Genomic DNA, 20,146 nt, shown 5'->3' on the forward strand with positions numbered 1-20,146 from the left:
ACGCTTTTTAATTTGTCAATGCTATAATATTTTGGTAGATTTATTACAAAATAAGTTAGCTTGAAAATAGTGTTCAAGAATACATTAACTAAATTACACAAATTTACTCAAAAAACATCATTTACCAGTAACGTTTATGAAAGATTATGTGATTGATATTGAAGCAGAAAACAAAGAGATAAGGAAACGTTACCGAGCATTGTTACGCGCTTGTAAACCTACTTTACAGCGTGGGGACAAGCAGGAGATCCGGAAGGCATTTGACTTAGCATTGGATAGCCATAAGGAAATGCGACGCAAATCAGGAGAGCCTTATATCTATCACCCAATTGCTGTTGCCCAGATTGCCGCCGAAGAGATTGGTTTAGGGACAACATCTATAGTATGCGCGTTGCTCCACGATGTAGTTGAAGATACCAATGTAACATTGGATGAAATTGAAGAAATGTTTGGTAAAAAAGTTCGTCGGATTATCGATGGACTGACTAAAATTTCGGGAATTTTTGATCCAAATAGTTCCATGCAGGCGGAGAATTTTAGAAAAATGCTGCTCACGCTTGCAGACGATGTTCGTGTCATTCTTATCAAATTAGCGGATAGGCTGCACAATATGCGCACGATGGAATTTATGGCTCGGGATAAGCAGCTGAAGATTGCTTCGGAAACGAGTTACCTTTATGCGCCATTAGCCCATCGTTTGGGGCTTTACGCAATAAAATCTGAGTTGGAAGATCTCTCGATGAAATATACCGATCCGGATACTTATAAATTTATCGCACGAAAACTCAATGAGAAAAAAGCGGAGCGTGAGCGGTTTATAGGTGATTTTATCGATCCCATCAAAGAGATATTGGAGGAACAGGGAATCAAAGCTTCGGTATTTGGCCGCCCCAAATCAATTCATTCCATATGGAATAAGATGCGGAAAAAATCGATTCCTTTTGAAGAAGTTTATGACCTATTTGCTATACGTATTGTTATCGATGCTGTAGATGAGAAGGAAAAGACGGAGTGCTGGAAGGTCTACTCGATCGTCACCGATTTGTATCGTCCTAATCCCGACCGGCTTAGGGATTGGATTTCCTCGCCGAAAGGAAATGGTTATGAGTCATTGCATACCACCGTCATGGGGCCTCGAGGGCAGTGGGTGGAAGTTCAGATTCGTACTAAACGAATGAATGAAATTGCCGAAAAGGGGTTTGCAGCACATTGGAAGTACAAAGAATCAAATTCTGATTCCGGTTTGGATCAATGGATCAAAAAGGTACGCGATGTATTAAGCAGCCCAGATCAGAATGCAATGGATTTTGTGGATGATTTTAAAATGAATCTGTTCTCGGATGAGATTTTTATCTTCACTCCGAAAGGAACATTGATACAACTACCCAACAATGCCACGGCTTTAGATTTTGCATTTGAAATTCACTCAGATATTGGGGCAAGCTGTATTGGCGCTAAAGTAAACCACAAGCTGGTTCCTTTGAGTCATATTCTACAAAATGGGGATCAGGTCGAGATTATTACATCGAGCAAGCAATCTCCTAAGGAGGATTGGTTAAATTTTGTCGTAACTGCAAAAGCCAAATCCAAAATTAGGTCTTCATTAAAAGAAGAAAAGAGAAGAGTTGCGGAAGATGGAAAAGAGATATTGGAACGAAAGTTAAAATCACTCAAAGTGACGTATAACACGGAGAATATTAACAAAATTGCCAATTTTCTCAAGTATCCCAGTTCACAAGATCTGTTCTACAATGTGGCCAAGGGAATAGTCGATATGAGGCAATTACGCGAGTATGTTGCGCATGAAAAGGCCGTTGAGGTCAATACAAATAGCTCTTCTGGAAATCAATTTAACGCACATATCGGCGGATTAGTCGAAAAGATCAATAAGAAGGAGTTCGATACGATTTTGATTGGTGATGATATGCAGAAAGTCGATTATACTTTAGCACCGTGTTGCAACCCTATCCCCGGTGATGATATCTTTGGTTTTTTAACGGTTAATGACGGAATAAAGATTCACCGTACGAGCTGTCCAAATGCTTCAAAATTGATGGCAAATTATGGCTACAGAATTTTAAAAGCGCGATGGGCCTCCACAAAGGATTCTGCATTTTTGACTGGTTTGCATATTGTTGGTATCGATGATGTTGGATTGGTAAATAAACTAACAACTGTGATTTCCCAAGAATTTACGGTCAATATCCGATCATTGTCGATTTCAAGTAATGATGGCATTTTTGATGGTAATATTATGGTGTATGTGAATGATACTGCTCAACTTGAAAGTTTAATGAGAAATTTAAAGCAAGTTAGAGGAATAACAGGTGTTAATCGGTATGAATCGGAAAGCTAGTCTTTAGCATTTGGATTCAAAATCGCTTTTAAGCGGCTACCTTGCCCCTATTTTTAATAGCGGAAATATCAATCCTAATTGGTAAATTTGTACAAGAATATTTTTACTATGAATCAAGCTGAAAATTTTGCAACTGTAAAAAAAATCTTCGAGGCCTACTTAGAGAACAAAAATCTAAGAAAAACACCAGAGCGCTATGCGATCTTGGAAGAGATTTATTCACGTACCGACCATTTTGATGTAGAGTCTTTATATATCCATATGAAGAACAAAAAATACCGTGTCAGTCGTGCTACAGTTTATAATACCCTAGAACTTTTGGTGTCTTGCGATCTGGTTACAAAGCACCAGTTTGGCCGGAACATGGCGCAATTTGAAAAATCTTATGGTTTCAAACAGCACGATCACGTGATCTGCATTGAGTGCAATAAGGTGGTTGAGTTTTGTGATCCTCGCATCAACCAAATTCAGAGTCTGATGGGAGATCTTTTAAAATTTGACATTAAGCACCACTCGCTCAATTTGTATGGCGTGTGTCAAGACTGTCAACTTAAGAACAAAAAAGAAGAGGCTGTAGTGCACACAGCTATTTCAAATTAATCTTATATTTTCTTAAATATAATAGTACATTTGTTCAGGAATGTTCAGGAGAAAAATTCCTGAACATTTTATTTTTAAATAGAGTCTATTTTTATTAATAACATTTAATTACTATACTTTAAAAGCTATGCAAGTTGATGTGCTTTTGGGCTTACAATGGGGTGACGAGGGTAAAGGTAAAATCGTAGACGTATTTTGTCCGAAATACGATTTGATCGCTCGTTTCCAAGGCGGCCCTAACGCCGGACACACGTTGGAATTCGATAACAAGAAATTCGTACTCAACACAATTCCATCTGGTATCTTCAATGAAGGTACACTAAATCTTATAGGTAATGGTGTCGTTATCGATCCGATTATCTTAAAAAGAGAGTTAGACAATCTAAAGACAGCTGGTTTTGATCCGGTGGGTAAAGGCAATTTGGTTTTAGCGCGCAAAGCACACCTTATTCTGCCGACACACCAATTATTGGATGCTGCCTCAGAATCAAATATGGGTGCAGGAAAAATTGGATCTACGCTAAAAGGTATTGGGCCAACTTATATGGATAAAACCGGTAGAAACGGTTTACGTGTAGGTGATACAACGCTTCCAGATTTTCAGGAGCGTTACCAGAAGTTGAAAGAAAAACATCTTAATATTCTTTCACATTATGGTGATATACCAGATTTTAGTGAGAAAGAGAAAGCATTTTTAGATGCTATCGAATTTATTAAGTCGATTCCACATGTGGATTCAGAACATTTGGTGAATCAATATTTGAAAGAAGGTAAACGCGTGTTGGCTGAGGGAGCGCAAGGCACACTTTTGGATGTTGATTTCGGTTCTTACCCTTTTGTTACTTCCTCTAACACCACTACAGCAGGAGCTTGTACAGGACTTGGTATTGCGCCAAATAAAATTGGTAAAGTATACGGTATCTTTAAAGCCTATGCTACTCGTGTGGGTGGCGGTCCCTTCCCTACTGAACTTCATGATGAGACTGGTGAGAAATTACGTCAACTGGGGCATGAATTTGGAGCGACTACAGGCCGTGCCCGTCGTACTGGTTGGATTGATATTCCAGCTTTGAAGTATGCGATTATGTTGAATGGCGTTACAGACCTGATTATGATGAAGGCTGATGTATTAGATACTTTCGATAAAATCTACGCCTGTACGCACTACAAATATAACGGTGAAGTGATTGATTATATGCCTTATGAAATTATCACACATCAAGCGGAGCCTATTTTGGAAGAAATTGACGGCTGGAAACAAGATTTGACCGGTATTACATCTGAACAGGAAATACCTGAAGCATTAAAAAATTATATTTCTTATTTAGAGAAAGCTCTTGAAGTGCCTATTACAATCCTATCGGTAGGCCCTGATCGTAAACAAACATTAGCTTTATCGAAATAAACTATGCGGATCGAAAGTTTTGCTCTTCTCGATTCTAAAGATAAATTTCATCAAAAAGCCCTACACTGGTCGGGGCAATTTGATGAAATTTCTTTCTTTAATAGTAATGGGATGTCCGATCAATGGGGCAAATTTGAACAGGTAATGGCTGTCAAGGCATTGTATTCGTTCCGCGCAAATCAAAATGTATTTGACGGGCTCAATGCTTTTTTGAAATTACATCGATCTGAATTTATACCTGGATTTCTTTCCTATGATCTTAAGAATGAGATCGAAGAATTGCAAACTACGGGAAAGGATGAGCTCGAGTTTCCGGAAGCTTATTTTTTTGTGCCGGCAATTACGATTCGATGGACTGGTGATCAGGTGCATATTGAAGCGGAAGATCCTGTTGCAATTTATCAGGCTATTTCCGATACTCAGATCCCTGAGGCGTTCCCAATTGCTGTGCATGTGCAATCGCGCTGGACAAAAAGCGAATATACCGAAGCTTTTGAAAATGTACAGGCACATATTCAGCGTGGAGATATCTATGAAGTAAACCTTTGTCAGGAATTTTTTGCTGAAAATGCTGATGTTTCTCCCTTTGAAGTCTATCATCGTTTGAATTCCATATCACCTACTCCATTTAGTTCATTTTTCAAGTTAGGGCATCATTTTATCATGAGCGCTTCCCCCGAACGATTTTTAGCGAAACAACAAGGAAAGTTGATTTCTCAACCTATTAAAGGTACTGCGAAAAGGGGAACGAATGCAATAGAAGACCAAGAAATTATTGCTGACATGTTGAGATCAAAAAAAGAAATTGCAGAAAATGTGATGATTGTAGACTTGGTTCGTAATGATTTAACGCGTAGCGCTTTACCCGGAACTGTGGAAGCTACCCGCCTTTTTGAGATCCAGTCATTTAAACAGGTGCATCAAATGATTTCGACCATTACCTGCGTTCAGGCACCGCATGTTGCCAATGTGGACGTCATTAGAAATACTTTTCCTGCAGGTTCAATGACCGGTGCTCCTAAAATTGCTGCAATGCAGATTTGCGATCAGCTTGAAGCCCGGAAGCGTGGTATCTATGCTGGATCTATTGGTTATTTTGATACTGTACGTGATGAATTTGATTTTAACGTCGTTATCCGTTCATTACTTTACAATAAACAAAAAAGGTACCTTTCTTTTCATACTGGAGGAGCGGTTACTAATCAGGCGGATGCCGAACACGAGTATCAAGAGTGTCTTTTGAAAGCTTCCGCCGTCCTGAAAGCGTTGGGGACTAGCTTGGACGAATAAAACTATACTAATTTTGTAGAGAATATTTTTTGCTTCAAGTATTTTTTCGACCTTTGTTCCGTTGGCTTCACAGATTCCCTATATCGATTTACATACGCATCGGAATTATCCGGTCAGCGCGCTCGAAGTTCGTTCTATAAAGAATGTTGCGTTGAACCATTCAGAGCTCGTTACTGAGGTCGATTGTTCAGTAGGTTTGCACCCATGGTATATCAATGGGAATACTGAACACGATTTAGGATTAATGGCCAACGCATTAGAACGAAAGCAAGTTTTAGCTATAGGTGAATGCGGTATAGACAAAACGATAGAAATTCCCCTCACTGATCAGCAGTCTATCTTTGATAAACAGGTTTGCTTAGCCCAAAAATATCAGAAGCCGCTAATCATTCATTGTGTGCGCGCTTTTGAGGAGATCGTAAGCAGCCTGAAAAGATTAGATTTTAAAGAACCTGTTATTTTTCATGGATATCGTAAAAATTGGATTTTGGGTCAACAATTAATACGCAAAGGTTATTATTTATCCATTGGCCAACATTGTCTGAATGGAAGTCAGGATGAGCTTTTACAACATATTTCACTCTGTCATCTGTTTCTAGAGACAGATACAGATACGATGATAGAAATTAATGCCCTTTATTGCTACGTAGCTCAGGTGAGATCGATAGCAGTGGAAGAGCTAAAATGCATTATATATCAGAATTATAAGAAAGTATTTAATAAATAAGCCAGCATATTGTGTTTATTCCTATTGAATGAAATACGCGGGCTTCATCATGAAATAAAAAATTGAATTAAATAAATGAAAGATTTAAGTTGGCTGTCACGTACCGAAGCATTAATTGGTCGAGCGGCGATTGAAAAATTAGCGAATTCGCATGTGATGGTATTGGGATTAGGCGGTGTGGGGTCATTTGCAGCAGAATTTATATGCCGGGCGGGTGTGGGGAAAATGACCATCATCGATGGAGATACAGTAGATCCGTCCAACCGTAATAGACAACTTCCAGCCTTGGCTACCAATCATGGCGAGGCGAAAGCTGAGATTATGCGTCAACGATTGTTAGCGATAAATCCCGAATTAGACTTGACGGTAATACAGGATTTTATCATTCCAGAAAAGATACCTGCATTATTGGAATTGTCTCCGGACTACTGCGTAGAAGCTATTGATAGTATTACACCTAAACTATTTTTCATTCGAAGAGCGTTGGAGGCCAATATACCTTTTGTGAGTTCAATGGGTGCAGGAGGAAAAGTGGATCCCACAAAGATCAAAATTGACGATATTGGTAAATCGTATAACTGTAAACTGGCGCATCACATTCGTAAGAAATTGCGGAAACATGGTATTCGGGACGGTGTTAAAGTAGCCTTTTCAACCGAATTGCCCAATAAGGATTCTTTGCTGTATACTGATGGGAGTAATTTTAAAAAATCAGCTTATGGAACAATGTCTTATTTACCTGCAGCGTTTGGTGGGGCGATAGCATCAGTTGCTATACGAGATTTGATCGAAAATGTGTAACTTGGTTGTATAAATAGACATATGAAGTAAAGGAAGCTATCCATCAAATTTGGTTGGCTTCCTTTATAAGATATTAGCGGCTAATAACCCCTTTCATATCAATACCTTTAGGCTTGATATGTTCTAATCTTTTCCTAAGTGTATCTATTTTTGATTTTTCAAGATTCCCAGTTGCTACGATAATTCCCTCCTTAACCTGAGCGGTAATAGTAGGAAAATCTTCCAGAACCAGGTTGACATCCCTCGTCAAGGTAGAATCAACCGCTCCACCAATAATTTCATGATATTTTTCACGCGCGTCTTCAGGTTCAGGGAGGTTAACCATGATATTGTTATGAATGGATTTTATATTTTCCCCACCTGCCATTTTCGTTTTGTCTTCTATATGCTGTTTAAGCGAATCAGAACCAATCTGTCCATCCAGCGTAACATTTCCTTCTTCAACATTCACTTCGATACCAGGCGTATTTTCTAAGGCCGCTTGGATTGTTGATTTGAGTTTTTCGTCCGATTCGGGCGATCTACAAGCGTGAATTAAGGATAAAGCTCCTACTGATAGGGTTAAAAATAATTTATTTAATTTCATGTCATTCGTCATATCTGTACTTTATAAGAACAGATGAAGCGCACTATTGTTTAATTTTTAAGCTTTTAACTACCTAATAAATTGCATTCACTTTTTGGTTGACAGTGTTAAATACAAAACTATCTCCTGTTTTCTTTCCGATAAGTAGCTGTCCGATGGGCGATAACGGCGAGATGATGAAGATCGTACTATCCCCTACTTTCACCGCTCCAATACTTGTTGCAATAAAGTAAAAGCCCACATCAGTTTGAACGAGCGATCCTGCTCGAGCAATGGGTGTTTCATTACGGATTACAGGTTGTATGTTGAGTAGTTGTTGTAAGTCTTTATTAGCTTCCAGAAGTTGCTTTTGGTAACGATTGATATCCTGCTGAATCATTTCGCGTGAAGTTTCATATTTGTCACCAGCGCTACTTTTAGTGTCATCGGTGCTCGAGTCTCTTGCTGTTTCCAAAGCAGATGCTATCATTGAAATCCGATCGTTAGTACGTTTTAGCGCTATTTCGAGAAGCTCGTGTTTGGTGTCGAAATAATTATTTGTCATCCCGAAAATTAAGCAATAAGTTTTATTCCAAAAAAAATAAAAACAATACGCTTACTGTCAATAGAATATAATAAAGTGAACGGTAAATTGTACGAATAAAGTTGCAATAACTCAAAAAATTGCTACATTTGTGCACTGAAACACGGAAAGGTGTCAGAGTGGTCGAATGAGCAGTCCTGGAAAGACTGTATACGGGATGACTGTATCGAGGGTTCGAATCCCTCCCTTTCCGCCAAATGATACAAATGCCACGAATAATCGCTATTTGTGGCATTTTTGTTTTTAGCAATATAAAATACGCACTGGAAGCGGCTTTGACCCATAAGGTTCGAATCTCTTCCTCCGCAAAAAAAAATGCCATGAAAATCTATACTCATGACAGTTATGCTGAAGTATTACTTTAAGGATCTGAAGCCGATATTTTAACCTAAGTTTACATGCAACCCTCTTCTCCACCCTTATTAAATGTCATGAAATCAAGGTACTAAATAATGAAAATTTAAAATGTATTTAAAAATATAAAACATAATAGATAATTAGTTGTTTACCCGTGCTATTTAGTATTACTGACTTTTTAGTAATAAATATTTTATACAATATTTATATTGTGCCACTTTTTATCATTCAAGATAATTGTCTTGTTGGTAGTGGAGGTTAAAGTAAAAGACTAACAATTTATGGAGTAGATCGTGCATTTGAAAGATTAAGTAGGATATTAAACTCAACTTCCATTCCATTAGTATTTTCTAAAATACATTCGCCAATTCAGCAAAATTTAAATTTCGCATAACATCATTTATTTATAGAAATAATATAAAACATTTCTAAAAAGTCTGTTTACTCAATTTAGAAATGTTTTTTTATCTAAATTTAATTAATGATAGGTCTCCAGCTAATTAGGCCGAAGTACAGTACAGGTATGTCTAATTATTAACTGAATAAAATTTGGTTATAATTAATTAAGTCGTCAGTATAATTTTGCCAAAAACATCACCAGATTCCATAAAATCATGCGCCTTTATAGCTTCTTTCAGTGAAAATATCTTATGGATAGGAGCTCTTAATTGATGATCAGTAATGAGCTTAAATATATGAGTCATACGTTCTCCAATCTTAGTGTCAGAGAAAGCATTAAGGCTGAATATGTGTAGGCTTAATGATAGGTGCACCCTTTTTAAAAATGACATTCCAAAATCTATTTCAGGACTTCCACCTGATCCTCCTGCAATAATGTAATTACCGTTTTTTTCTAGTAAATTTACGCAAGCATCTATACCTCCTCCAAGTACTAAATCAAGAATCGCATGATATTTTAAAGTTGAATCCGCTATATCTTGTGCCAGTAAAAAATCCTTAATACCAAGCTGTTCTAAATATTCTTTTTTCGACTCTGAACGAATTGCTGCCGTGACATGAATTCCCATGGCCTTAGCAATTAATGCTGCCACAGAACCTATACCTCCACTAGCACCTCTTATTAATAAACGATCCCCATTCCCCAGTCCGCTTAAGTCCAAGCTAAATGATGCTACCAATGCATTTACCCCAAAGGCAATAGCTTCTATAGTTGTTAAATTTTTAGGTATTTCAACTAAAGAGGCAACGGATAAGGAAATCTCTTCAGCATATCCTCCACTAAAAACGCGTGCAAATACTTTTTTGCCCAACCATTTTTTATCTACATCTTTTCCCAATAGTACAACTTCCCCTGCTACTTCAATTCCAGGAATAAAGCCAGGCGTTGATAGTGGGGCGTAATGGCCCTGTCTGGCAGATATATCGACACGGCCTATTCCCGCTGCTTCGATCTTGATTAATACTTCATTATCTGCAACCGTAGGTCTTGACTCATCACTATAGATAAGTACTTCTGATGAGCCAAACTTATTGACTTTTATAGCTTTCATATTTTTAAATTTAATACAAAGCTAAATTATTTATTCGCTGAAATATATTGAAGTAACCATTAGGTTACCTGTTACTTATAGGTTACTATATTAAAAATCTTTAACTTTGTTATGTATAAATATGATAGATAAAACTGAAATACATTCACAATGTAAGCAAACATCATTAGCGATACATGACGCACTAGAATTGCTTTCCGGAAAGTGGATTCCGATTATAATAATGGCTTTATTAGTTAGAAAAAATTTGGGTTTTGCAGAACTAAAAAGAGAAATTTCTGGAATATCTTCAAAGGTATTGTCGGATTGTTTAAAGCGTCTGGAGCAGCAACTGGTTGTTAGGCGAAAAGCGTCAATCAATCAGAACGGAAAAGTTGAATACAGTCTTTCCGATCACGGAAAAAGTCTAGAGAAACTTCTTAAAGAACTTTCAATTGTTGGAGTTGCACATCGTACAATATTAACAGGACGCAATGCTACAGAACATACAATGGCAGAATTTATACAATTCGGCACAAAAAATGATTTATAGAGGGTAACGGAGTTTTGTGCCGCAATTATTTAATAAATCATATATTTAAATAATTGCATTGTAACTTATCAATATTGAATGAATCTACTGGGTTTAAAACTACAAATGTTACTAGCCGACCTATTCAAATTTTACACCTTAATGATATCGCAAATTATTAAATATAAACCATGCTTACTGTCTATCCCATAAAATTTCCGTTGTTTTAATATAAGTTACGCTCTCGGCAAAGTAGATCGGTTGTTATGAGTAGTTTCAAAATTATAAGTTTTTGCGACAATAAACTTCATCTTAGCAAAGTGATTAATCTGTTTAAGATTTACCACGGTAACAAGCATAAGTGCTTCCTGCAGCACATAGTTTTAAAAAGCGATGTACGTGCCTGTAGCTCCCAAGAAACATTTTTAATTTTCCTGATTAACTAATTTGTTAAATTGTTTAATAGCTTTAAAATCGTTCTTATAGATTTTAAAACTATAACCCTTTTATGTAGGATAAGCAACTGAAAACTGACTTTGACCCATCAATTCTAATCCACATCATAACATTGATTAAATATAAAATTAGATCTGTAAAACTCCATTGTAAATGCGGATTTTAACGTCCATCAACCTATCCAATTTTGAAATGAAAGAAAGCGGGTAATGAGACGTCCTGAACGGTTTCATGCTTTCAATCTAGACAGTTGCTTTCAAACCTAATAAACATAACAAGAGATTAAATCAAAAATACGAAGAAACAAAGTGTAAGTATAGGCTTTTGGCTACAACCACAAAGGTTTTGGATACGTATTTTGTCAATTGTCACTTTACCTTTGCCTAAGATAAATTTTAAAAAAAATAAGTATGTCATCAAAAAACAAAATTGCACTCGTTACCGGTGGAAGCCGTGGTCTTGGAAAGGATATGGTGTTGAGTCTTGCTAAAAATGGATTGGATATCATTTTTACCTACAATAGCCAAAAAGAAGCTGCCGAAGAAGTGATTAAACAAATTAACGAGCTTGGACAACAGGGGATTGCATTAAAGCTCGATGTTTCAGATTCTTACAGTTTCGATGGGTTTATTAAAGATTTAAAATACGAAATGCAGCATCAATTAAATACAGAAAGTTTTGATTTTCTGATCAACAATGCTGGATTTATCCATTATGCAGAATTTCAAAATCTTTCTGAAGAGCAGTTCACTGAAATGCAAAATGTACACCTCAGAGGTCCGTTTTTCCTCACTCAAAAACTTTTACCCCAAATCAATTCATTCGGTGGCATTGTGAATGTATCATCGGGTCTCACACGTTTTGTAACACCAGGTTTTGCAGCATATGCAGCATTGAAGAGTGCAATAGAAACTTTAAGCAAATACCAGGCTCAGGAATTAGGCAAAAGGAACATCAGGGTGAATGTGATTGCTCCCGGAGCGATTGAGACGGATATTATGGGAGGTGCTGTTCGGGATAATGCTGAAATTAACCAACATTTAGCTTCTCAAACTGCTTTGGGAAGAGTGGGCCTTCCTGAAGATATCGGTGGAGTTGTTGCTTTCTTATGCAGCGATGCCGCAGGTTGGATAAACGCCCAACGCATTGAGATCTCCGGAGGTTCTAATCTTTAAAACCTAAATAAAAATGGAAAATCAAGAAATTGATCTTGTTAAGGTATTAACAGAAACAGAAATAGATACAATCAACAAATTTTATGGAGCATTTAAGTTGAAAAACCCTGTAATATTAGATGAAATCTGCACGCCGGACTGGAAAGATATACCTCTTGCTCCCGGTCAACAAGACGGGCCAAAAGGTCTTCAGGAAATTATGAATCATCTGTTTGAACTCTGCCCTGATATTGAGGTCGTTATTCACGAAATTTTTGGCACCCACGAACGGGCAGCGGTAAGAGCATCAATGGAATTTACTCATGATAACGAAATTATGGGTATTCCGCCAACTCATCAGAAAGTTTCAGTATCATTACACGAATTTCATTATTTAAAAGATGGAAAACTCACCCATACCTGGCATTTGGAGGACTGGTTTGGACTATTAATGAAAAAAAAGACATCCTAAATCACCTACTTCTTGTCGGTATCTTGATAAAACGTGCTTTTTCCAATATGGTTGGTTTGTAATAGATCAATAAAGCTTTAAATTTACATCTATGGAAATCGTAAGAATAAAATCCATTACAGAGTACCACCGTTACAGAAAACTTCCCCAACCTGAGCACCCATTGATCAGCCTTGTTGATTATTCGCTGCTGCAGTTTAACAAAGATTCACAAGATGTGAATCTTGTTATGGATTTTTATTCGATCGCTTTAAAGCGGGATGTCAGCTCCAAGCTTCATTATGGACAACAAATTTACGATTTTGACGAAGGTTTGATGTCTTTTATAGCGCCGGGGCAGGTGCTAAGAATAGAAAGAGAACCGGATTCATTAATCAACGGATCCGGTTATCTTTTGCAAATTCATCCTGATTTTTTGTGGGGATCTCCTCTTGCGCAGCATATTACTAAATATTCTTTTTTTGATTATTCAATTCATGAGGCGCTGTTTCTTTCCAATAGGGAAGAAACAATTATTCTTTCTATTTTTGAAAACATAAGGCAAGAATATTGTACTAACATTGACAGCTTCTCTCAAGGTTTGATTGTATCTCAGATCGAACTATTGCTCAAATATTGTGAACGATTCTACAACCGACAATTTATAACAAGAAAAATTAGCAGCCATCAAATGTTGACCAGAGTAGAGAATTTTTTAAATTCTTATTTCTCTTCTACTCAACAATCAAAAGATGGTCTTCTTTCTGTCAAAAATATTGCGGATGCTATGGGTATTTCATCCGATTATCTAAGCAGTATGCTTAAACAACTCACGGGTAAAAATGCTCAGGAACATATACATAGTAAACTGATTGACAAAGCGAAAGAGAAATTATCTACCACCAATCTTTCAGTGAGTGAGATCGCATACGAGCTCGGATTTGAACATCCTCAATCCTTCAGCAAGCTATTTAAGTTGAAGACTAATGCTTCACCATTGGAGTTTCGGAAATTATTTAATTAAAAACAACCGCTTCTGTTGAAAGTAAAGTTGAATTACACCTAGTTATTGAGTTCATACATTTTGGTAGTATCGATTATTATTGTAATATAATCGTTGTTATAATCATCTTCGGTATTAATAATGATACCGTCAGGATTTTCCTAAATATCTCATAATCTGAATGTCATAAGTATTGCTATATTTAATTCACTACATCTGTATATTAAAGTGCTTTATGAATTTGTATTTCATAGCACCTACAATTATAATCCTTTTCTACCTTCAAGCCAATATCCTTTAACAAAGATTTTACCCCTATGGTCATTTAACTTCAAAGCTTTTCTAAAGTTTTGGATTGACTTGATATTTCCTGTCAGTATTATATTTGCATCTGACCAGGAAGAATCATTCAGTAAGGGTAATTGCTGTATACTTTCTACACTACTAAACGCATCCTTTTTCGAGAAAATTGTGTAATTACATAGACCAATTTCCGCAGGTATAGTTTTATTTAAATTTTCCAGTTCTATATAAAACATGAATTGATGATTATTTTTCTTCAGTAGAGGTAAAAAACTAAGCATTAAACTTAGGGATGTTTCATCTCCAAAAATAAGCTGTTTTTCAACATTTGAATCATACTGCTTCCCGCTCCCTAAGACCGCGAGCTTTATTTTTTGATTATCGGCCTGAAGATTATTAATATAAGATGCTCCAACCGCATTTCCGTGCAGATGGGCTATAAATTCAATGTATTTTTTTGAATCGTCTGCATGGGAAACGGTATAGTGACGTGACTCTGTGGGAGTAACGCGAAATGAGATCGTGAATCCAGGAGAAAAATCTAAAGACGTAAAATCTCCTTTTAAACGTACTTTCTTCAGATAAGGATTAAGATATTTACAATTTTCCACCTTTACCATTCGAATAAAGGAGGGTGCTATTTTTTCAAGGGCATCATTGAGCCATTTTGGTGCTGTTGGCATATCTTTAATTTTTGATACAAAGAAACCAAGAAATCCAAGCATTAAAATGGATTGAAGAGAGTAAGTATAGGACTATTCAAAGCTTTTCTTTCTAAATCTCAGAGCAGTCATTCCGGTTGATTTATTAAATAGACGAGAGAAATACGAATAATCTTCATATCCCAGATGATACGCGATTTCTTTAACTGATTTTGAGGAATGAAACAATAGACGTTTTGCCTCCAGAATTATTCTTTCCCGAATGTGATAAGAAATGGTCTCCCCTGTTACCTTTTTGGAGCATTCATTCAAATAGGATATAGATATATTCAACTGATCAGCATAGAACTTTGGACTTTTCTCTATAGTAAATTTCTGCTCCAAAAGTGATTTAAAATTATTCATAATTAAATCAGAACGAGTTTTTAAATCCGTAGTCTTATAATTTCTCAAAAACGCGGTAATAATAAGTCCTATTAAAGCATTGCAACTATTTTTCATTATTGAAAAGTGTAAAATACTGTCAAAATCTTTCATTTTTAAGCAAACAGCCATGGCATCTGATAAAAAATCCAAGCTTTCGGTTCCTAATGATATCGGGCCTGCTGGTGCTATCTTCTGTAAAAGATCCATATATTCAGGATTTAGGTTTTCATCATTTATAAGAATTACAGTAAAATGCCCGTCCTTAAAAGAGATGCCCCGATGTACCTGATATGGCCGGATGTAGATAACAGAAGGTGAAATAATTGAAAGCTGTTTAAAGTCTACTTCAAAGATTCCGCTGCCTTGTTCCAAAATAAAAAATAAATGGTAGTTATCTCTATGAGTTTTTCGTATCTTATCTAATTCAAGATCTTCTACAGAAGATTTTTCTATAATTATACCTTTGCTTTTTACATCAGGAAACGTATTTAACGGGATGATTTGCGGGTTAAATGACATACTTTATTATTACATATTCATATTAAAACTGATTACGAGAAAAAGCCACTATTTTAATTATAAAAATTCTCCTTTATCATTTTAAAAGTAATTTTGAAACCTTTCTCAAAATAACGTGAACAATCCGAATAGTCTGTTTAAATATTACTATAATGACAATAATGACCTGGCATTAAGAGCTGAAAACAGAAAAAGCAATGATAGCAAACCATATATTATCGCTATTAAAATTACCACCCTAAGATCTTTTAGCACATAAAAGGCAAGTAATGGCAATATTTGCAAAGCATGCATCCCTACAAAATGTGCTATACGAAGATCGCCATACGTAAGATTCCAGTTTAAAAAAGGTATTACAGTTCCGTCTGCGCCTCCAACTAGGGGTGAGCCATTGGCACCAATAACAGCACCTTCTAAAGCAAATATGACAAATAGAAAGATAGCTAAACGTATGGCCCAAAGATAATAATCAGGGAGCCCGGTAAAATTTTCCGTACAAAACAGAATACCAATATATCCCGTATATAATGTAACTATTATTGCTGAAACAGCCATTATAAAAGTTAGGGAAGTATATAAAGTGGAACTTACATTATAATGGGACAACTGACCTCGAGAAGCCTGAAGTGCGACGTAGATGACTTCAAATCCAAGAAAAATAATTACTGACCAATTGTATATAAAGATATATTTATAAGAAAGATAACCTGTATACCAACCCATAGTCAAACTAAGTATCCCCATTGATAAAGCAAATTTAGTTGGTTTGTACCATGCATTCACACCATTGATCTCAATATTGCTAAATTTTGATATTGTCAGCAGTACAGCGGCACTTATTAAACAGAGCACTCCAAAATAAAATAAGCATTCATTTCTTGATTTTAATATTGCTAAAAATTCGATCATATGGTAATTGCTAATATAAAATTAATTGAAGGATTCACGGAATTGCAACGGAGAAAGACTGGTCTTACTTTTAAACAATTTACTAAAAGACTGCGGGTATTCGAACCCTAGTTCAAAAGCAATTTCGCCAACAGTAAGCGTAGTCGTCGAAAGTTTTTCTTTTGCCTTTTCAATGATCTTTTGGTGAATGTGCTGCTGAGTGTTTTGACCGGTCAGGATTTTTAAAGTATTACTAAGATAGTTGGGAGAACAATTGAGAAGTCCAGCGATATACTGTACGGTTGGCAGTCCTTTAGTGATGACATCGTCATCATTAAAATAGTCGTCAAGAGCTGTTTCCAGTTTATCAAGAATCTGAGCTCCAGATATTTTACGCGTAAGAAACTGACGCGTGTAAAAACGATCTGAATAATTAAGGAACGATTCAATCTGAGAGATGATGATCGACTCACTGAATTTATCGATATGAGAATGATATTCCTGCTCGATATTCTTCATAAAATTGTTCAAGACAACCTCTTCCTTTTCGGAAACAAAAAGAGCTTCGTTTACCGCATAACTGAAAAAATCATATTTTTTGATCGTTTTAGCTAATGTATGTCCCCACAAGAAGTCAGGATGTATGAGCAGCATACTTCCGGAACTTTTAAAATCGTCATCCGCCCTGAATGAAAATATCTGGTTGGGAGATATAAAGAACAACATTCCGTCATCGAAATCATACTTTTGTTGTCCATAGCCATAATGGACAGCACCATTTTGCACCTTTTTGAGTGAGATGATGTAAAAATCAAAGATCACCTTAATACTTTCTTCACTTTTATAAGGTGTGATTTCGGATAGGTCTATGACACTAATCATAGGATGTGCAGGATTAGATACTCCCAATATCTGGTGATATTCCTTGATTGTTTTTATTCTGTAAGGCTGCTGGAAATTCATTACGGTTATGCTAAATTCAAATATAAGATTATTCTACATTAACTCTTTCTAAAGTAAGTCCTGGATTCAAACCGAAGATTGATACTCCCATAAATCCTTTAATATTCAGGTTGCCGTTTTTTGTTATAGTAAGATAAGAATTATAGGTATTGCCCTTTCTCCCATCATAATCGTACAGCTTTCCTTTCCATCTGTTTTTCTTTACATCGAATGTAATATCTCTTAATAGAATAATTCCTACCAATGGCAATTTCCTTTTTTCTTTGTCAGGATTATTTACGTCTAAAACAGATTTTCCCTCATTATCTACAGAAGGCTCCAAATGAACCAGTTTTCCGTAATAATATTGATCACTTTTTAATATCTGCACTCTTCCCTGTTTTGCCGGACTGTACCAGATACCTAAAATGTCATCTGATTTCGATTGTGAAAATAGGATCGTTGAAAAGCAAAGTAATACAATGGTTAAAAATGTATGTATCATTGCTCTTTGTATTTAATGGCGAATTCTTTTGCAAAATCTTTTATTTTTATTCTACCCAGAATATCAGGTCTGTTTTGAAAGTAATCCTCAAACAGGCTACCACTATGCATTGCTGCATTCATTTCTGTAAATTCTTCGGAAATCTTTTCTGATGCTCCTATTTTTTCGAATGCATCCCTCATTTGCCTATCGCTAATAAGCACCCATTTCAAGTAAGGCTTTCCGATTTCGTGTCCAATTATAGAAGCTATTTCCTGACACGTAAGTTCCTCACTAGCAACATATCTAATTTTTCTACCCATTTGTTGACCATTAATTTCTTCTGCAACAGCAGACGCAATATCAATGGGTGAGACCCAAGCTATTTTGTCAATTCCTCCGTAATTTGACAATATAATTCCTGAGTATCCTTTAAGAAGTCCTATGAAACCATAATGTTTCAGGTAAAGTAATTTGCCGATTAAACCTTTCAAAAAACCTTTTCCCTTTATCATATCCATAAAGGCATACAAATTATAATCGAACGATGCAGGACGAAGGTGCGTGACAGATACCTCCGAGGGTAGTTCTTTAAAAGTATTTTCTGCAATGTGATGAAAAGCAAGAACACCTACCCCACTCTGCTTTTCTGCACCCACACTGCTTAGATGGACCACTTTTTTTATGCCTGCTTTTTTAATTGCATAAACATAATTAGAAGCAATTTTTAATGTCTTTTCCCTGTAATCCAAATTCTTATTACCAAAAAAGTTAAAAGGAGGAATCATACAATAGGCTGCATCCTGACCTTCAAACACTTTAGTCAGAAAAATTGGATCTTCAATGTTACCAATAGCCGCCTGTGCCCCTAACTTTTCTATATCAGTCGTTCTTTTGGCCGAACTGCTGACTACGGTAACCTGATGTCCCAGTTTTAATAATTCTACCAGCAGAGGCTTACTGATATTTCCTAATGAACCCGTCACAACAATTTTCATATAGCTTTCATATTAATTTATAATGCAAATTTCTTAAAATTGTTTTTTTGGTATGTGTTCAAATCTACTTATGTTGTGTTCAAAAACTTTTAAAGCCTTATTTATAAAAAATAAAATCTAATGAATTAACGGCATTACATCAAATAAAATGTTAACTCTAAAATTAATATATCGAATGATAGTTCTTTGATTCAAGAGAAAAATCCATATTCGTGGCAATAATAAGAAAGTACTCAAAAAAGTGTGTTTATATGGTCTAGAGGAGGTGAGTACAGTTTCCTCCCTCCGCTAAAAAACATTGTCATGAAATATCTAAATTCATGGCAGTTTTTGTTGATACCTTATGCTAACAGGATAAACCTAAAGAAATTAAAAAGTTCAAATCTCTCCTCCTCCGCAATCTTTGCCCTTTCTTCATTTCCTTTAATATCTAATCAGCTTATGTATATTATATCATACGAGTAACATATAAAGCTGATTTCAATTCCCTGCCGCATTTGACCATTTTTATCGAGGTTGTCTATTGCAACAACTGGCCTGAATGAAAACGATAGTTAACACCTTTCTAATCAAACTTTTACGTTGAATCGTATAAAACAAGGTTATATGACAGTTATAACAATTTATGATATCGATTTAAATCTGGTTGATTTTTCGAGTAATTATTTAACACTTTATATATTACTGTTGTAAAGGCTAAAATGGCATTTTGAGGATCTTCAACTTCATATACAGTATTACCCCCTGGTATTCTACCATAAAAAACACCACTTTCGATTATCCAAATTCCATCTGGGCTAAAACGACTTCCAATAGCTTCCAATTGGTTAAAAATTGTACTAATTTTTTTAGGCCCCTTGAAAGCAATAAAATATGTTGGAATTGTCAAATCATCAAGTCTAGCATAATTATTTTCTTCCAATGAATACCGATTTAAAGACTTAAGCTCCTTAATTTTTGAAAAAGCTTCCTGCCATTTTGTATTAATATTTGATTTAATTTCAAATGCAGCTCCTATTGTATCAGCAAGGTACAATCTATTATCACCACTTGAAATCGGAAAGCTAAGCGAAAGGGGTAGCTCGATTACAGCATCTATTTGACCTGTTTCATTGTATCCATCCTACCAAGTA

Annotated in this window: 20 protein-coding genes and 1 tRNA gene; 11 read left to right on the top strand and 10 right to left on the bottom strand. The window is 35.9% G+C overall.

Annotated elements, in window-relative coordinates:
* The first annotated feature begins 136 nt into the window (after positions 1–136).
* From B2W36_RS02835 to B2W36_RS02860, 6 genes are all read left to right on the top strand, one after another.
* Entirely contained in the window at positions 137–2,356 is a 2,220-nt protein-coding gene (locus B2W36_RS02835; RefSeq protein WP_293883469.1) for a RelA/SpoT family protein, read from the top strand.
* Positions 2,357–2,464: 108 nt separating this feature from the next.
* Entirely contained in the window at positions 2,465–2,956 is a 492-nt protein-coding gene (locus B2W36_RS02840) for a Fur family transcriptional regulator (protein WP_209580691.1), read from the top strand.
* Between the two features lie 127 nt (positions 2,957–3,083).
* Positions 3,084–4,361 (top strand): adenylosuccinate synthase, encoded by a 1,278-nt coding sequence (locus B2W36_RS02845; protein WP_209580692.1) that lies wholly within the window; start codon positions 3,084–3,086, stop codon positions 4,359–4,361.
* 3 nt (positions 4,362–4,364) lie between these two features.
* A complete protein-coding gene (locus B2W36_RS02850) occupies positions 4,365–5,651 on the top strand; it encodes an anthranilate synthase component I family protein (protein ID WP_293886412.1) in 1,287 nt (428 codons plus the stop codon).
* A gap of 61 nt (positions 5,652–5,712) precedes the next feature.
* A complete protein-coding gene (locus tag B2W36_RS02855; RefSeq protein ID WP_293886413.1) occupies positions 5,713–6,378 on the top strand; it encodes a TatD family hydrolase in 666 nt (221 codons plus the stop codon).
* Positions 6,379–6,453: 75 nt separating this feature from the next.
* Positions 6,454–7,179 carry a tRNA threonylcarbamoyladenosine dehydratase gene (locus B2W36_RS02860; protein ID WP_293886414.1) on the top strand — a complete coding sequence of 242 codons (726 nt, stop codon included), beginning with the start codon at positions 6,454–6,456 and terminating at the stop codon, positions 7,177–7,179.
* Positions 7,180–7,252: 73 nt separating this feature from the next.
* Here B2W36_RS02860 and B2W36_RS02865 read toward each other — a convergent pair whose 3' ends face one another.
* Together B2W36_RS02865 and B2W36_RS02870 are read right to left on the bottom strand one after the other, a co-directional pair.
* Positions 7,253–7,765: a BON domain-containing protein gene (locus tag B2W36_RS02865; protein ID WP_293886415.1), complete on the bottom strand. Its 513-nt coding sequence runs from the start codon at positions 7,763–7,765 to the stop codon at positions 7,253–7,255.
* A gap of 73 nt (positions 7,766–7,838) precedes the next feature.
* The gene (locus tag B2W36_RS02870) at positions 7,839–8,309 is read right to left on the bottom strand and encodes a GreA/GreB family elongation factor (RefSeq protein WP_293886416.1); all 471 of its coding nucleotides are present in this window, start codon (positions 8,307–8,309) and stop codon (positions 7,839–7,841) included.
* Positions 8,310–8,453: 144 nt separating this feature from the next.
* On the opposite strand from B2W36_RS02870, the gene B2W36_RS02875 reads away from it, so the two are divergent.
* Positions 8,454–8,544: transfer RNA gene (locus tag B2W36_RS02875), tRNA-Ser, on the top strand.
* Positions 8,545–9,268: 724 nt separating this feature from the next.
* On the opposite strand, the gene B2W36_RS02880 is transcribed toward B2W36_RS02875, so the two are convergent.
* Positions 9,269–10,216 carry a quinone oxidoreductase family protein gene (locus tag B2W36_RS02880; RefSeq protein WP_293886417.1) on the bottom strand — a complete coding sequence of 316 codons (948 nt, stop codon included), beginning with the start codon at positions 10,214–10,216 and terminating at the stop codon, positions 9,269–9,271.
* Positions 10,217–10,337: 121 nt separating this feature from the next.
* Between B2W36_RS02880 and B2W36_RS02885 the strand changes: the two genes are divergently transcribed.
* The 4 genes from B2W36_RS02885 to B2W36_RS02900 all read left to right on the top strand — a co-directional run bounded on the left by B2W36_RS02885 (position 10,338) and on the right by B2W36_RS02900 (position 13,812).
* The gene (locus B2W36_RS02885) at positions 10,338–10,748 is read left to right on the top strand and encodes a winged helix-turn-helix transcriptional regulator (RefSeq protein ID WP_293886418.1); all 411 of its coding nucleotides are present in this window, start codon (positions 10,338–10,340) and stop codon (positions 10,746–10,748) included.
* An 845-nt stretch (positions 10,749–11,593) separates the two neighbouring features.
* A complete protein-coding gene (locus B2W36_RS02890) occupies positions 11,594–12,358 on the top strand; it encodes an SDR family NAD(P)-dependent oxidoreductase (RefSeq protein WP_293886419.1) in 765 nt (254 codons plus the stop codon).
* Between the two features lie 13 nt (positions 12,359–12,371).
* The gene (locus tag B2W36_RS02895; RefSeq protein WP_293886420.1) at positions 12,372–12,809 is read left to right on the top strand and encodes an ester cyclase; all 438 of its coding nucleotides are present in this window, start codon (positions 12,372–12,374) and stop codon (positions 12,807–12,809) included.
* Between the two features lie 91 nt (positions 12,810–12,900).
* Positions 12,901–13,812 (top strand): helix-turn-helix domain-containing protein, encoded by a 912-nt coding sequence (locus B2W36_RS02900; protein ID WP_293886421.1) that lies wholly within the window; start codon positions 12,901–12,903, stop codon positions 13,810–13,812.
* Positions 13,813–14,054: 242 nt separating this feature from the next.
* Here B2W36_RS02900 and B2W36_RS02905 read toward each other — a convergent pair whose 3' ends face one another.
* The 7 genes from B2W36_RS02905 to B2W36_RS02935 form a co-directional block, all read right to left on the bottom strand.
* Positions 14,055–14,819 carry a siderophore-interacting protein gene (locus B2W36_RS02905; RefSeq protein ID WP_293886422.1) on the bottom strand — a complete coding sequence of 255 codons (765 nt, stop codon included), beginning with the start codon at positions 14,817–14,819 and terminating at the stop codon, positions 14,055–14,057.
* Positions 14,820–14,849: 30 nt separating this feature from the next.
* Positions 14,850–15,701 carry a helix-turn-helix domain-containing protein gene (locus B2W36_RS02910; protein ID WP_293886423.1) on the bottom strand — a complete coding sequence of 284 codons (852 nt, stop codon included), beginning with the start codon at positions 15,699–15,701 and terminating at the stop codon, positions 14,850–14,852.
* 147 nt (positions 15,702–15,848) lie between these two features.
* A complete protein-coding gene (locus B2W36_RS02915) occupies positions 15,849–16,610 on the bottom strand; it encodes a hypothetical protein (protein WP_293886424.1) in 762 nt (253 codons plus the stop codon).
* Positions 16,611–16,631: 21 nt separating this feature from the next.
* Positions 16,632–17,552: a helix-turn-helix domain-containing protein gene (locus B2W36_RS02920; protein ID WP_293886425.1), complete on the bottom strand. Its 921-nt coding sequence runs from the start codon at positions 17,550–17,552 to the stop codon at positions 16,632–16,634.
* Positions 17,553–17,580: 28 nt separating this feature from the next.
* Positions 17,581–18,036 carry a DUF2147 domain-containing protein gene (locus B2W36_RS02925; protein ID WP_293886426.1) on the bottom strand — a complete coding sequence of 152 codons (456 nt, stop codon included), beginning with the start codon at positions 18,034–18,036 and terminating at the stop codon, positions 17,581–17,583.
* On the bottom strand, positions 18,033–19,013 hold the full coding sequence (locus B2W36_RS02930; protein WP_293886427.1) for an NAD(P)H-binding protein: 981 nt from the start codon (positions 19,011–19,013) through the stop codon (positions 18,033–18,035). The genes B2W36_RS02925 and B2W36_RS02930 overlap by 4 nt, the downstream gene beginning before the upstream one ends.
* A 613-nt stretch (positions 19,014–19,626) precedes the next feature.
* Positions 19,627–20,049 carry a hypothetical protein gene (locus B2W36_RS02935; RefSeq protein ID WP_293886428.1) on the bottom strand — a complete coding sequence of 141 codons (423 nt, stop codon included), beginning with the start codon at positions 20,047–20,049 and terminating at the stop codon, positions 19,627–19,629.
* Positions 20,050–20,146: the final 97 nt, after the last annotated feature.

The sequence above is a fragment of the Sphingobacterium sp. UBA3549 genome, assembly GCF_002376635.1.
Classification (GTDB): domain Bacteria; phylum Bacteroidota; class Bacteroidia; order Sphingobacteriales; family Sphingobacteriaceae; genus Sphingobacterium.

Excerpts from the sequence above, each read along its gene's own strand:
- B2W36_RS02910 (WP_293886423.1), bottom strand. The coding sequence starts at position 15,701 with ATGTCATTTAACCCGCAAATCATCCCGTTAAATACGTTTCCTGATGTA.
- B2W36_RS02860 (WP_293886414.1), top strand. The coding sequence starts at position 6,454 with ATGAAAGATTTAAGTTGGCTGTCACGTACCGAAGCATTAATTGGTCGA.
- B2W36_RS02905 (WP_293886422.1), bottom strand. The coding sequence starts at position 14,819 with ATGCTTGGATTTCTTGGTTTCTTTGTATCAAAAATTAAAGATATGCCA.
- B2W36_RS02835 (WP_293883469.1), top strand. The coding sequence starts at position 137 with ATGAAAGATTATGTGATTGATATTGAAGCAGAAAACAAAGAGATAAGG.
- B2W36_RS02895 (WP_293886420.1), top strand. The coding sequence starts at position 12,372 with ATGGAAAATCAAGAAATTGATCTTGTTAAGGTATTAACAGAAACAGAA.
- B2W36_RS02900 (WP_293886421.1), top strand. The coding sequence starts at position 12,901 with ATGGAAATCGTAAGAATAAAATCCATTACAGAGTACCACCGTTACAGA.
- B2W36_RS02870 (WP_293886416.1), bottom strand. The coding sequence starts at position 8,309 with ATGACAAATAATTATTTCGACACCAAACACGAGCTTCTCGAAATAGCG.
- B2W36_RS02885 (WP_293886418.1), top strand. The coding sequence starts at position 10,338 with ATGATAGATAAAACTGAAATACATTCACAATGTAAGCAAACATCATTA.
- B2W36_RS02915 (WP_293886424.1), bottom strand. The coding sequence starts at position 16,610 with ATGATCGAATTTTTAGCAATATTAAAATCAAGAAATGAATGCTTATTT.
- B2W36_RS02925 (WP_293886426.1), bottom strand. The coding sequence starts at position 18,036 with ATGATACATACATTTTTAACCATTGTATTACTTTGCTTTTCAACGATC.
- B2W36_RS02880 (WP_293886417.1), bottom strand. The coding sequence starts at position 10,216 with ATGAAAGCTATAAAAGTCAATAAGTTTGGCTCATCAGAAGTACTTATC.
- B2W36_RS02840 (WP_209580691.1), top strand. The coding sequence starts at position 2,465 with ATGAATCAAGCTGAAAATTTTGCAACTGTAAAAAAAATCTTCGAGGCC.
- B2W36_RS02850 (WP_293886412.1), top strand. The coding sequence starts at position 4,365 with ATGCGGATCGAAAGTTTTGCTCTTCTCGATTCTAAAGATAAATTTCAT.
- B2W36_RS02865 (WP_293886415.1), bottom strand. The coding sequence starts at position 7,765 with ATGAAATTAAATAAATTATTTTTAACCCTATCAGTAGGAGCTTTATCC.
- B2W36_RS02845 (WP_209580692.1), top strand. The coding sequence starts at position 3,084 with ATGCAAGTTGATGTGCTTTTGGGCTTACAATGGGGTGACGAGGGTAAA.
- B2W36_RS02890 (WP_293886419.1), top strand. The coding sequence starts at position 11,594 with ATGTCATCAAAAAACAAAATTGCACTCGTTACCGGTGGAAGCCGTGGT.
- B2W36_RS02930 (WP_293886427.1), bottom strand. The coding sequence starts at position 19,013 with ATGAAAATTGTTGTGACGGGTTCATTAGGAAATATCAGTAAGCCTCTG.
- B2W36_RS02920 (WP_293886425.1), bottom strand. The coding sequence starts at position 17,552 with ATGAATTTCCAGCAGCCTTACAGAATAAAAACAATCAAGGAATATCAC.